Raw genomic sequence first — 12,705 nt, 5'->3', positions numbered from 1 at the left:
CGGGCTGAGCGGGCGAGGCTGCCATTGCTGCCTTGCCCGCTCAGCTAAGACGTTACTCCTTATTGCGACGGTAGAGGAAGTAACCGCCCGCGGAGATGACGGCAACGCCAGCGATGGCGAATGCAGCCACCACGCGGCCATCAAAACGATCACCGGTGGTGGGCAGGCCGCCCTTGGTGTTCGTCTTGTTGGTGGTTACCGTAGTCGTGGTGTCCGACTTGCCAGGCTTCTCGGGCTTGGTGGTGGGCTTCTCGGGCTTAGCGGGCTGCTCGGGGGTACCGGGCTGCTCGGGAGTGCCAGGCTGATCCGGGGTTACCGGGTCGGTGGCAAGAGCGTCCTTGGCGTAGGTGATGGACACCTTGAGGCCGTTGGTCTCGGTGTTCAGGTCGCTCGGGGTGAAGGGCTGGTCGAAGTTTTCGGCCTTCTGATAGGCGCGCATCTCCTGGAGCAGGGCCTTGCACTTGACGTAGGTGTTCTCGGTAGCAGCCTTGCCGGCCTTGTTGGCCAGGGCAGTGCGGCCCTCGGTGGTCGTCTCGGCCAGCATGGCAGCGTCAACTTCCTTGTTCTGCTCGATGAGCTCGTTCTGGAGCGCATCGAGGTAGGCACGGACGCTGATACCAAGGGTGTCAGGGTTCTCAAAGCAGAGCGAGCTGATGTCCATGAGGACGTAGTTGATTGAGTTCTCGGGCTCCTCGTTGTACACGACGTCAGTCTGTTTGCAGTGATCGAAGGAGACGGTCTGATCGCTGAAGTACGGGCTGACCTCAGTTATCAGGGCGGAGTACAACGGGATGGCGACGGAGTACGCGGCGCGGGAGAGCATTTCCCACTGAATGGTAGCGACCTGGGGGTCAAGGCCACGACGAATCTGGAAGAGGTTGATCTCGGTGTTGCGCTCGGTGCCGATGGCGTAGACGCCGTCGGTGTTGGCGTTAAGGCCGGGGACATTTTCGCCGCGGTTGCCAAAGGCACGAATCAGCTCAAAGGTGCTCCAGCCAGACTTGCCAGGCTTGAAGAACAAGGGCTGGATCTCGCTGACCATGGCTCCCTTTTGGTCAGGTTTTCCTTCCTTCTTTACTGTGATAATGTCGTAATCTGTGCCTTCGGTCAGCTGACTACCAAAATAATCGCGGCCTTGCACATAGCGGGACCACTGGTTTACGCCGGAATCGGCGAGGCTTTCGCCATACGTTTGGGCGACATCGAATTTGCCGTCAGCGGAGTATTTGGCGAAACCCTTTTCTTCGGGCATGGATTGGATCTTTTCAGAGTGGAGGCAATTCTCGGTGTCATTGAGGTCGACATCGTAGTTGAGGCTCCCGATATTAGGGTTGAGCGACGCGACGTCGTCAGCGAGCTTCATGGCGATCCACTGATGGGCGGAAAGTGTGGCGAACAGCCAGGTCTCGTTGTTGTCGGCGATGATGATCTGGTCGTTGGTGCAGACGCCTTGATCATCGATCAGGCTGCCGAGAAGCTCGACGCCCTCGCGGGCCGTGGCGCTCTCGCCCAGGATGATGCTGCCGTAACTGTACTCGCCCAGACCCACTTCCTCATCGATGGGGTCTGCTGCAGCGGCCTCCTCGTTATAGGAGGTGCTTAGCGTGGCGGAGCAGGAGACGCCCTTCTCGTTGATGCCGGCCTCGGAGTAGGCGTCGGTGCGACCCATCCAGTTGGAGGGGTGGTCGCGTACATAGCTGTAGCGATAGGTAGGCTTGTTCGAAGTGTATTCAAAAGCAGATTCAATCGAGCTGTACTTAAAGCCAGGTTCGTGGGCAGGTTCGATGCCGTAGTGCTTAAGATAGCGCTTGCCAAAGTCCTCGGCGCGGCCGTAGTACGTGTTGCCGTCGGCCGTAAGGTTTTTGCCCATGTACATCTGCGTGCAGGCGAGCGCAGATGTCGGCATGGACATGATGGTCGCAGCTCCAAAGGCGAGGCCTATGCCTAGCTTCTTGAGCGCGTTGACGGGGCGAGTTTTCCTCATTTTCCCTCCCAGCGTGCGAAAGCCCTCTGTCGCCAGAGGGCTTCAGCCAATAAAGACACCTCATTAGCGTAACGAACTGGAAACAATATTCATCTATGAAAGAAACTTACTCGATAAGCGTAATGAAATATGCGATGAGCGGTTAATTATACTCAGTTTGTAGCTTTACTTTAATAAAGACGCCCTGTAATTACTGTAGCCGAATAAAGTAGCTGGAATGCTCGAAATGAAAATCCCCCGCTGTTTGGCAAATGCATAAACAACGGGGGAGACGATAATTGGATGAATATCATACCAATGTGGAATTACTTCTTCCGGCGGTGGATCACGTTGATCGCATAGCCGACGAGCATGGCCAAAACGATGACGATAAAGCCGAGCAGGGGATTGTCGTTCATGGGGTCCTCCTATTTTCCGAGCGGTGAGAATTCGTCGACGATGAGGTCGAGGCATTGCGGAAGTGCGCGGGCACCAAAGACGCCCGAGTTGCTGGAGATGATCTCGCCATCGAACTGCATGCCCAGCGACGGGGTGCAGGTGATCTTGGCTTCCTTGGTCTGGATGATCTTGAACTGCGGGCGCCCGAGTACCTTGCCGGCGGGGTCAAGCGCAGCGGTGATCACAGTAGGCAGCAGCTGCACGGTGCGCACGGGTTCGATGACCGCAATGTCGACCATGCCATCGTTCATGCGGCAGTCGGGGAACAGGTTGATGTCGTTTTGGATGACCGAGGTGTTGCCGGCCATGCAGCAAATGCCGTCGAGCTCCTCGACAATGCCGTCATGCTCAATCGTAAAGTGCGCTACCGTAGGGTTGGGCGTGGCGAGCGCAGAGAGGAAGTAGGCGATCTCGCCGATGTCGTTTTTGGTGGGGGCCGCCTTCATCATGATCTCGGCGTCAAAGCCCGAGCCGGCGATGATGATGAAGCCGTGGCGCTTCTCGTTGCCGTCCTCGTCGAGCCAAAAGAGCTCGCCCATGTCTACTTTGACCGTGCGACCGGCGCGGCAAGCCTTGGCAAGCGCCGCTGCCTCGGGGGCATTACCGATGTTGTTAAAGAACAAGCAGGCTGTGCCGGAGGGGAAGACGAGCGTGGGGACACCGCACCCGCGCATCTGGTCGAGCACGTTGGAGACGGTGCCATCGCCGCCCGAAACGACCACGCGATCAAACTCGCGCACGTCCGCCACGGCATCCTCGGGTTCCATGCCATCGCCGATAAAGCGCATCACGACCTCGTCGCCGCCCTGCGCGAGGGCGTGCGTGAATGCGTAGATTTCATCTGAGCTAGGGCCCGATGCCGGGTTGTGGATGATAAGGCAGCGCATACTTACGTTCCCGTTCTGTGACTAACCGAGTATAGTTGTAAGGCAATGCCGATATCCTACCCGTGTTTTTCGGGCCTAACCTTATTCGATGGGTTGATATGTACATTTCCACACATCAGGCTCTGCTCGACTTTTGCCAGCGCGCTCGCGAGTTCGACGCGATTGCCGTCGATACCGAGTTTTTGCGCGAGCGCACGTTCCATCCGCGTCTGTGCCTGGTTCAGATTGCCACCCCTGCCGAGAGTGTCGCGGTCGATCCTCTGGTGATCGACGACCTGTCGCCGCTGGCCGAGCTTATGGCCGACGAGAGCGTAACCAAGGTCTTCCACGCCTGCTCGCAGGATATGGAGGTCATGCTCCACACCGTGGGCGTGCTGCCGCGCCCCATTTTTGACACGCAGGTGGCCGCCGCCTTTTTGGGCGAGCGCCAGCAGATTTCCTACGGCGCGCTCGTGCAAACGTTTTGCGGCGTCTCATTGCCCAAGACCGAGTCGCTGACCGACTGGTCGCGCCGCCCGCTGACTGATAAGCAGGTCGAGTACGCGATCGATGACGTCAAGTACCTGATTGTCGCCTATACCGAGATGATGAGTCGCCTGCGCGAGCTGGGCCGGGTGGACTGGGTGCTCGACGAGTTGCGTCCGCTGGCCGACGAGTCGCACTACCGCGCCGACCGCCATGAGGCGTTCCGCAAGGTCAAGCGCATCAACTCGTGTAGCCGTCACCAGTTGGGCATCGCGCGCGAGCTTGCCGCTTGGCGCGAGGACCGCGCCGAGCGCCGCAACATCCCTCGCAAGTGGGTCATGTCCGACGATACGCTGCTGGCGCTCGTCAAACGCAATCCTGTGCGCGTTGAGGAGTTCCGCAGCATCCGCGGCACCGATCAGCTGGGGGAACGCGATGTGGACGGCGCGCTCATGGCCATCAAGCGCGGCGCGAGCTGCCCGCACGATCGCCTGCCGCTCATGGTGCGCGGGCACCGTCAGATTTCGCCGGAGTTGGAGAGCGTGACGGACCTGATGTATGCGCTCATTCGCCTGGTTGCCGAGCGCTCGGGCGTGGCGACCTCGGTCATTGCCTCGCGCGATGACCTGGCCGACTATATTGAGCACCCCGAGCAGAGCCCCCTGCGCGAAGGCTGGCGTTTTGAGCTTGTGGGTTCGCGTCTGGACGATCTGCTTTCCGGCAATATGGGGTTGACGGTCAAAGATGGCAAAATTGAATTGCTATAAGGAAGCCTAGCCGCTTGAGTGGGTAGAATGCCTCCAACGTGTAACTCGATTCGGAGGAATTCGCATGCCCTATTACTATGGATACGGCTTTGGCATCGACCCGCTGTACCTGCTGGTTGTTCTTGTTTGTACGGTGCTCGGCCTTGCCGCGCAGAGCTATATCAACTCGACGTACAGGACCTGGTCCAAGGTTCGCTCGGACGGCGACACAGGTGCCACGGTCGCTCGCCGCATGCTCGATGCCAACGGTTGTAGCGCCGTGGGCATCAAGGGCGTCGCTGGCGAGCTCACCGACCACTACAACCCGCAGGATAACAACCTGTATCTGTCGGATGCCAACCGTTCGGGCGGGTCGGTCGCAAGCGTTGCCGTCGCCTGCCACGAGGCGGGCCATGCCGCCCAGCGTCAAAGTGGTTATGCCATGATGAAGGTCCGCACCGCTTTGGTCCCCGTCGTCAACTTTACCCAAAACACCTGGACGATCGTGCTGCTCATGGGCCTGTTCATGAACATCGCGGGGCTCACGACCCTCGCGCTGGTCTTCTTCTCGTTTAGCGTGTTGTTCCAGTTGGTTACGCTGCCGGTCGAGATCGATGCCAGTCGCCGCGCCGTGGCGTATATCGAGCAGTCGGGCATGAGTTCCAAGCAGGTCAACGGCGCCAAGAAGGTGCTGACGGCAGCCGCGCTTACCTATGTGGCCGCAGCGCTCACTTCGATCATTCAACTGCTCTACCTGATGGCTCGCTACAACAGAAACTCCAACCGATAACAAATGGGACCGACGGGCGCCGTGGGGATTTGTGTCCCTGCGGCGCTGTACTATGTGTTGGACTTGAATTTGCACAGGGCCGGAGCCTCTGTGCGCGATAACGAAAGGAGGCTGCGTGGCAGGCTGGAATCTGACCGGCAATGCCGTTTCCGCCGAGTTCGACGGATCGGACGAGCAGGAGCGCAAAGAGCTTAGCGTGAGCCAAGCGGTGGAGATCGCCGCCGGCGCGCTCGATGCCATTCCGCAGCTGAGCGTTTTGGGTGAGGTCACGGGTTTTCGTGGTCCCAATGCCCGAAGCGGCCACTGCTACTTCCAAATCAAGGACGACTCGGCGGCCGTCGACTGCATCATCTGGAAGGGTGCCTACCTTAAGCGCACCTTCGATCTGCGCGACGGCATGCAGGTGAGCTTTAAGGGCAGCTTCAATCTCTACAAGCCTACGGGTCGCATGAGCTTCGTCGCCCGCTCGTTCTCGCTGGCGGGGGAGGGCTTGCTGCGTCAGCAGGTGGCTCAGTTGGCCGAAAAGTTGCGTCGCGAGGGCCTGATGGACGAAGCGCGCAAGCGCCGCATTCCGGTGTTTTGCTCGTGTGTGGCGGTCGTCACCTCGCTTTCGGGTGCCGTGATCGACGACGTCAAGCGTACGCTGCGTCGTCGCAACCCGCTCGTCGAGCTTGTCTGCGTGGGCGCAAAGGTCCAGGGCGAGGGCGCGCCGGCAGAGCTTATTGAAGGCTTGCACCGCGCCGCTGCCATTACGCCGGCGCCCGATTGCATTTTGCTCGTGCGTGGCGGCGGTTCCTTCGAGGACCTCATGACCTTTAACGACGAGGAGCTTGCCCGTGCGGTGGCAGCTTGTCCCGTGCCTGTGGTGACGGGCATTGGGCATGAGCCTGATACCTCGATTTGCGACATGGTGAGCGACCGTCGCGCCTCCACGCCAACGGCAGCGGCGGAATCGGTGGCACCGGCTATGACGGAGTTGGCCGACGTGCTCGAGACGCGCCATCAGCGTCTGGGCGCCGCGATGGGATCGATGATTGGGTCGAATCAGGTTGATTTGGAGATGCTCGATCAGCGCGGTCGCCGTGCCTGGGATGCCTATACGGCTCGCTTGGGCGATGCCCTCGATGCCGCCGCATGCCGCCCGTGCCTCAACGATCCAACGTTTATGGTCGAGCGTCGCGAGTCTGAGCTTGCCTTAACGGCCGATCGTTTGTCCGGTGCCATAACGCGCTCGGTCGGGGCCTTCCGCTCCAACTTCGAGCGTCTGCCCGAGCGCTTGATCGCAAGCACTTCAGGGCTCGATGGTAAACGCCATGCGCTCACGCTTGCAAGCTCCCGTCTAGAACATCAGGGACGTACGATGCTCAGCAAACCCGCGTCTGACCTGGGCCGAGCTGCCGCGTCGCTCGATGCCTTGTCGCCGCTCAAGGTGCTTGCCCGCGGTTACTCCATCGCGTACAGCGATGACGGTGTGGCTACGAGCGCCAAGACCTTTAAGCCCGGCGACGCCATTCGCGTGCGCATGGCAGACGGCAACGTGGCGGCAACGGTCGATACGGTCGAGTAAGCCGCATTTCATAGCGATAAACCTTTAGGAAAGGAAACAGATATGGCAGAGAAGACCCCGGTCGAGCAGCTTACGTACAAGCAGGCCTCGCAGGAGTTGGAGCTCATCATCCGCAGCCTGGAGTCGGGCGATATGGAGCTCGAGGAGTCGCTCGAGAGCTACACCCGCGGCGTCGAGCTCCTCAAGAGCCTGCGCACCCGCCTGTCCGATGCCGAGCAGAAGGTCTCGGTGCTCCTTAAGGACGTCGACGGCAACGACGTGCTCGCCGACGGCGAGGCCGCCAACACCAACGACAGTCTCTCGTTCTAACCATCCCGACCAAATATAATTACCTTGGTCTGTGAGAAAGGAACCTACCATGTGTGATTGCATCTTCTGCAAAATTGCCAACCACGAGATCCCCTCGACCGTTGTCTATGAGGACGATCAGGTCATCGCCTTCGACGACCTCAACCCCCAGGCGCCGGTCCACACGCTCGTGATCCCCAAGAAGCACTACAGCGACATCGCCGACAACGTGCCTGCCGAGACCATGGGCGCCATGGCTCACGCCATCCAGGAGGTCGCCAAGGCCAAGGGCTTGGAGGACGGTTTCCGTGTCATCTCCAACAAGGGCGTCAACGCCGGCCAGACCGTCATGCACTTCCACATGCACGTTCTCGGCGGCAAGAACCTGGGCGAGAACCTCATCTGAGGGCGCGTAGGCCGTCGACTTGGCTGCCTTTGGAGTAATCTATGCAGCTTTCTCAACTCGAATACCTTCAAGCGGTAGCGAACTATGGCGGCGTGCGCAAAGCAGCTCGCGCTGTTCACGTGAGTCCGCAGGCCGTTTCGTCGGCAATAAAAAAGTTGGAATCTGAGTATCAGATTGTTTTGCTCGACCGATCGGCGGGGGAGGCTGTTTTGTCTCCGGCGGGCAGAGAATTTGCGCGTCGTGCACGCGTGATTCTGGCACAAGTCGACGATCTCAAAAAGTACGCTCAATCAAGGGACGACGGCGTCTCGCCCGATGGCCACTTTCGTCTTTACGCCCCCTGCCTTCATGGGCGGGGGCGCCTTTTTTCCGAAAACTGGTACGACTCGTTTGAAAGCTCGCACCCTCAGATTCATCTTGATGTGTGGCATCAGCCAACGGCAACATGCTTTGAATCACTTATACTTGGAATTTCGGACGCGGCTATCTCGTTTGAGGAACCACGGGACAGCGTCCTTTCTTCAAAATATTTGGGTGAAAAGGAGCTCAGGGTTCTTTCATGTCCAGCTGGTCATCAATCTGTTGACGCTATGACCATTCGTGAGTTACTGGGCGGCAGGCTCGCTGTTCCCATTAATTTGTCACCCTGTCTCAATGCAATCAATCAATGCCCTGAAGCCCAGCTCGTCAATTTTCGCTTCCGTGATGTTGAATACGGAAGCAGGGCTCAGACCGAGTTTCTTCAAGCCGGGGGATTGATATTGAGTTTTTCTGGCTCTTCTCTCGCATCGGATGGATCGGAAGTGAGCGAGTGCTCCATTGAAGCCTCACATGACGTAGCCTTGCCCATCTACTTTTGCTATCGACAAAATGCCTGGACCGATCGACACCAGACGGTATTTCTTCACCTATTGCGTCATCTCGCTTCGTGAGGCCATTTGGCCTCGTGTCGTCAAGTGAATGTTGACGCCCTGCAACACATAGCTGACAGCTTTGCCCTCATGCTTTTCCAAGATTTCGATTTAGATTGCTGACTCTTGGAGGGCGGAGCATGAAAAACCGTACGGTTTTGCTTTATATGACGTTCGTTTTTCTGTCGAACTTCAGCACCATCTTGTATTTTCTAACTGTCTACCTTGAGTTCGTCGGATTCTCGATGGTAGCGATTTCTAGCATGATGATTGCATACCAAGTGAGTAAGTTCATTCTTGAGGTTCCTACTGGTTATATTGCTGACAGGCTTGGACGAAAGGTGAGCGGCCTCGTTGGCATTGTGGGGACGCTTGGGTACTACGCCGCCCTGCTTCTCGTCCGTTCTCCTCCGCTTTTAATCGGTGCGTTCGTTCTCAAAGGTTTTGCCGTTGCATGTCTGAGCGGATCCATAGAAGCGATTTACATTGACAGCGTCTCTCAGGACCAGCTCGTAAGACTTAATGTCGTTGAGCGATTTGTTTTCTATGCCTCTTATGCCATCTCCGCTTGCGTGGGCGGTTTCATTTCGTTTGTCGGTACATATCTCATCGGTCTTTCGGCAGATATCATCGCAATGGTGTTGACGTTGGTTGTTGTTGTCTGCATTCCTGAGATGCGAAGAGAGGGCACTGCGGCGACACCTGAACGTGGAATGAGCCCGAAGATGATCGGTGCCGCTATTGCGTGTAATGGTATTCTTCGTTCGGCGTTCATCATGGACTGTTCTCAGGCATTTGCTTTTGTCGCCCTGGAAGACTTTTTCTCACTGCTGCTTGCGGGCCGCGGAATGAATGCCGTCGCTTCGGGTGTGATCATTGCGGTCCAGCTCCTTGCCTCGGCCTCCATGGGGCTTATTGTGCCCAGTGTGATTGCTCATGTCGACAAGAGCCGTTTTGCGCGTATTTGCGGCATCGTGCGCCTTTCCCTGACTGCTCTATTTTTGATTCCCTTTACTCCGATCTATTTGCTGCCCGTGTTCTATGTGTTGCAGACGGTCGCCTACTCGTTATTTGCTCCAATTAAATACTCAATTTTTCAAAATGCCGCCGATTCTTCGATGCGCTGTTCACTGATTTCGGTTCAAAGTCAGATGGTGGCGGTGGGTGCCATCCTTTTCTATCTGTTCAATGCTGCGTTGGGCAGCATCGCGGACATTCGAGTCATATTGCTTGTCGCGCTCGGGATTTCTTCTTTGGTGTATATCCCCGCGCTATTTCGTCTTACAAGTCAAAGGCCATGCGTATTTAGGCATCGATAACTTATATATCAACGCAATAAACCCGAGCGCGAGGGCGTTTGGGTTTATTATTGAAGCGTATGTAACCTGGCGGCGCCACACCGCCTGTTAGTAGGGAGACACATGAACGTTCTGGTCGTCAACGCAGGATCTTCGACCCTTAAGTATCAGGTCATCGATACCAAGTCCCACAAGGTGTCCGCAAAGGGCTCCTGCGAGCGCGTCTGCTTTACCGGCGGTACCTTCACCCACGCTGCCAACGGTTCCAAGAAGGTGACCGAGAACATCGAGTTCCCCGACCACAAGGTCGCCATCGAGGTCGTCCTGAAGGACCTCGAGGCCAACGGCGTCAAGATCGAGGGCATCGGCCACCGTATCGTTCAGGGCGGTTGGTACTTCGGCGATTCCTCCCTCGTCGACGAAGACGTCCTCGCCAAGATCCGCGAGGTCGCTCCGCTCGCCCCGCTGCACAACAACCCCGAGGCCAACGTTATCGAGTACTGCCTCGAGCAGTATCCCGACCTGCCCAACGTCACGGTCTACGACACTGCTTTCCACTTCAACATGCCCGAGGTCGCCAAGACTTACGCCCTGCCCAAGGACGTCTGCGACAAGCTGCACATTCGTAAGTACGGCGCCCATGGCACCAGCTACCGCTACATCTCCAAGAAGGTTGCCGAGATGACCAACGGCGAGGCCCGCAAGGTCGTCGTGTGCCACATCGGTTCCGGCGCTTCCCTGTGCGCCATCGAGGACGGCAAGTGCATGGACACCACCATGGGCTTGACACCGCTCGACGGTGTCATGATGGGCACCCGCTGCGGCTCCATCGACCCTGCTACCGTGTGCTACCTGCAGCGCGAAGGCGGCTACACCTTCGACGAGGTCGACGAGATGATGAACAAGAAGTCCGGCCTTTTGGCTGTGACCGGCGGCAAGACCAACGACTGCCGCAACGTCGAGGAGCTCGCCGCTGCCGGCGACCCCGAGGCTCAGCTCGCCTTCGATATGTTCGTCTACAAGATTGCCGCCAAGGCCGCCGAGATGGCCACTTCCATGTGCGGCATGGACACCCTGGTCTTTACCGCCGGCATCGGTGAGCACGCTCCGGCTGTCCGCGCCGGCGTGGCCGACCGTCTGGCCTTTATGGGCGTCAAGATGGACCATGCCCGCAACGCCCTGCGCGGCGACGGCGCTTGGTGCCTGTCCGCCAAGGATTCCAAGGTCAAGATCTTCGTCATCCCCACGGATGAGGAGTTCATGATCGCTTCCGACGTCGAGCGCATCGTCAACGCCAAGTAATTACAAGAGGGGAGGGGCTGGACGACCGAGCGCCGTTCGGCCCCTCTTTTGCGCTCGCTGGTCGATATATCTGATAGCTATTTATCAAGTTATGATAACTTCTTATTAACATGCGGCCGCCTTAAGGGGCCTTTACCGACCGTATTGCATTGCAAAGGAGTCTCATGAACGTACTTGTTGTTAACGCTGGCAGCTCAAGCCTTAAATATCAACTCTTGGATACCGATACCCGCGAGGTTTTCGCCAAGGGCAACTGCGAGCGTATCGGCTCGGACATGGGCATCTTTGGTCACGCCGAGAACGGTGGCGCCAAGCAGACCGAAGAGGTTCCCTTCCCCGATCATCGCTCGGCCATTGCGCGCGTACTCGAGGAGCTCGAGAAGACCGACTTTACGATTGACGGCATTGGACATCGTGTCGTTCAGGGTGGCTGGCACTTCGATGATTCTGCGGTCGTCGACGACGAAGTCATGGCCAAGATTCTTGAGGTGGCCCCGCTCGCTCCGCTGCACAATTACGGCGAGGCCGCGGCAATCGAATATTGCCGCGAGAAGTATCCGGAGCTGCCCAACGTGGCCGTCTTCGACACCTCGTTCCACATGACCATGCCCGAGGTCGCCTACACCTACGCGCTGCCCAAGGACGTGTGCGACAAGTACCACGTGCGCAAGTACGGCGCACACGGTACGAGCCACCGCTACGAGTGGATGATGGCTAAGGAGATCCTGGGCTCGTGCTGCCACCGTCTGCTTTCGTGCCATCTGGGCAATGGCGCTTCGCTCGCCGCCATCGAGGACGGCGTGTGCCGCGACACCACGATGGGTCTCACACCGCTCGACGGCCTGATGATGGGAACCCGCTGCGGTTCCATTGATCCGGCCACCGTGTGCTACCTCCAGCGTGAGGGCGGATACAGCTATCAGGAAGTCGATGACATGATGAACAAGCAGTCTGGCCTGCTTGCCATCTCGGGCATCTCCAACGACGCCCGCGACATCCGTACGCGCGCCTCCGAGGGCGACGAGCGCTGCCTGCTCGCCTTCGATATGTTCGCCTACAAGGCCATGCAGCAGGCTGGCTCCATGATCGCTTCCATGGCGGGCGTGGACACCATCACCTTTACCGCCGGCATCGGCGAGAACGACTGGTCGATCCGCAAGGCCTTCTGCGACTGCTTTGAGTGGCTGGGCGTACGCATCGACAACAATAAGAACCGCGAGGCCGTGGGCAACGGCCCACAGGTCATCAGTGCCGCCGGTTCCGCCGTTACGGTCATGGTCATCCCCACCGACGAGGAATACATGATAGCCCACGACGTCGAGCGTCTGACCAAGAACAACTAACGCGCGTATTTGCAAGTAAACGAAAGGCCTCCAGAGCAAACGGCTTCGGAGGCCTTTTTGTTGTCAGGGGGACGGCGGCCGCACTCCGCCTTTCGGATCCAAAGTGATCGATCCCAAACGCATGTGCTCTCAGCAACAGGACCCATTCATTCAGATCCTCAGCCCCAGCTCGTAGCCAAGCCGCCGTCCACTCCAGATTCCTTAGCTGCCACGTAGCGGCAGGGACCCTACAGGGTAAAGCTCTGAAAACATTCCGCACTGATATTGTCTGTATTGAAGA

At 58.1% G+C, this 12,705-nt stretch carries 11 protein-coding genes; 9 read left to right on the top strand and 2 right to left on the bottom strand.

Going from position 1 to position 12,705, the window contains the following annotated elements; genetic code table 11:
* Positions 1 to 52: 52 nt before the first annotated feature.
* Together DW913_RS06405 and DW913_RS06400 are read right to left on the bottom strand one after the other, a co-directional pair.
* Complete coding sequence (locus tag DW913_RS06405; protein WP_117797980.1) at positions 53 to 1,984, bottom strand: C69 family dipeptidase; 1,932 nt, start codon at positions 1,982 to 1,984, stop codon at positions 53 to 55.
* Between the two features lie 407 nt (positions 1,985 to 2,391).
* Positions 2,392 to 3,309 carry a diacylglycerol kinase family protein gene (locus DW913_RS06400; RefSeq protein WP_117766165.1) on the bottom strand — a complete coding sequence of 306 codons (918 nt, stop codon included), beginning with the start codon at positions 3,307 to 3,309 and terminating at the stop codon, positions 2,392 to 2,394.
* A gap of 98 nt (positions 3,310 to 3,407) precedes the next feature.
* On the opposite strand from DW913_RS06400, the gene rnd reads away from it, so the two are divergent.
* The 9 genes from rnd to DW913_RS06355 all read left to right on the top strand — a co-directional run bounded on the left by rnd (position 3,408) and on the right by DW913_RS06355 (position 12,425).
* Complete coding sequence (gene rnd / locus DW913_RS06395; RefSeq protein WP_117797979.1) at positions 3,408 to 4,541, top strand: ribonuclease D; 1,134 nt, start codon at positions 3,408 to 3,410, stop codon at positions 4,539 to 4,541.
* A gap of 64 nt (positions 4,542 to 4,605) precedes the next feature.
* The gene (locus DW913_RS06390; protein WP_117797978.1) at positions 4,606 to 5,310 is read left to right on the top strand and encodes a zinc metallopeptidase; all 705 of its coding nucleotides are present in this window, start codon (positions 4,606 to 4,608) and stop codon (positions 5,308 to 5,310) included.
* Positions 5,311 to 5,425: 115 nt separating this feature from the next.
* Entirely contained in the window at positions 5,426 to 6,877 is a 1,452-nt protein-coding gene (xseA, locus tag DW913_RS06385) for an exodeoxyribonuclease VII large subunit (protein WP_369832268.1), read from the top strand.
* A 42-nt stretch (positions 6,878 to 6,919) separates the two neighbouring features.
* Entirely contained in the window at positions 6,920 to 7,186 is a 267-nt protein-coding gene (xseB, locus tag DW913_RS06380) for an exodeoxyribonuclease VII small subunit (RefSeq protein WP_117797977.1), read from the top strand.
* Positions 7,187 to 7,235: 49 nt separating this feature from the next.
* The gene (locus DW913_RS06375; protein ID WP_035137921.1) at positions 7,236 to 7,571 is read left to right on the top strand and encodes a histidine triad nucleotide-binding protein; all 336 of its coding nucleotides are present in this window, start codon (positions 7,236 to 7,238) and stop codon (positions 7,569 to 7,571) included.
* A gap of 41 nt (positions 7,572 to 7,612) precedes the next feature.
* Positions 7,613 to 8,503 carry a LysR family transcriptional regulator gene (locus DW913_RS06370; RefSeq protein ID WP_117797976.1) on the top strand — a complete coding sequence of 297 codons (891 nt, stop codon included), beginning with the start codon at positions 7,613 to 7,615 and terminating at the stop codon, positions 8,501 to 8,503.
* A gap of 119 nt (positions 8,504 to 8,622) precedes the next feature.
* Positions 8,623 to 9,801: an MFS transporter gene (locus DW913_RS06365; RefSeq protein ID WP_117797975.1), complete on the top strand. Its 1,179-nt coding sequence runs from the start codon at positions 8,623 to 8,625 to the stop codon at positions 9,799 to 9,801.
* Positions 9,802 to 9,903: 102 nt separating this feature from the next.
* Entirely contained in the window at positions 9,904 to 11,082 is a 1,179-nt protein-coding gene (locus DW913_RS06360) for an acetate/propionate family kinase (RefSeq protein ID WP_117797974.1), read from the top strand.
* A gap of 164 nt (positions 11,083 to 11,246) precedes the next feature.
* Entirely contained in the window at positions 11,247 to 12,425 is a 1,179-nt protein-coding gene (locus DW913_RS06355) for an acetate/propionate family kinase (protein ID WP_117797973.1), read from the top strand.
* Positions 12,426 to 12,705: the final 280 nt, after the last annotated feature.

It is taken from the genome of Collinsella sp. AM42-18AC (genome assembly GCF_003467965.1).
In the GTDB taxonomy this organism is placed as follows: Bacteria; Actinomycetota; Coriobacteriia; order Coriobacteriales; family Coriobacteriaceae; genus Collinsella.
Note: the sequence above shows the minus strand (reverse complement) of the source record. Positions and strands in the feature narration are given on the sequence as shown.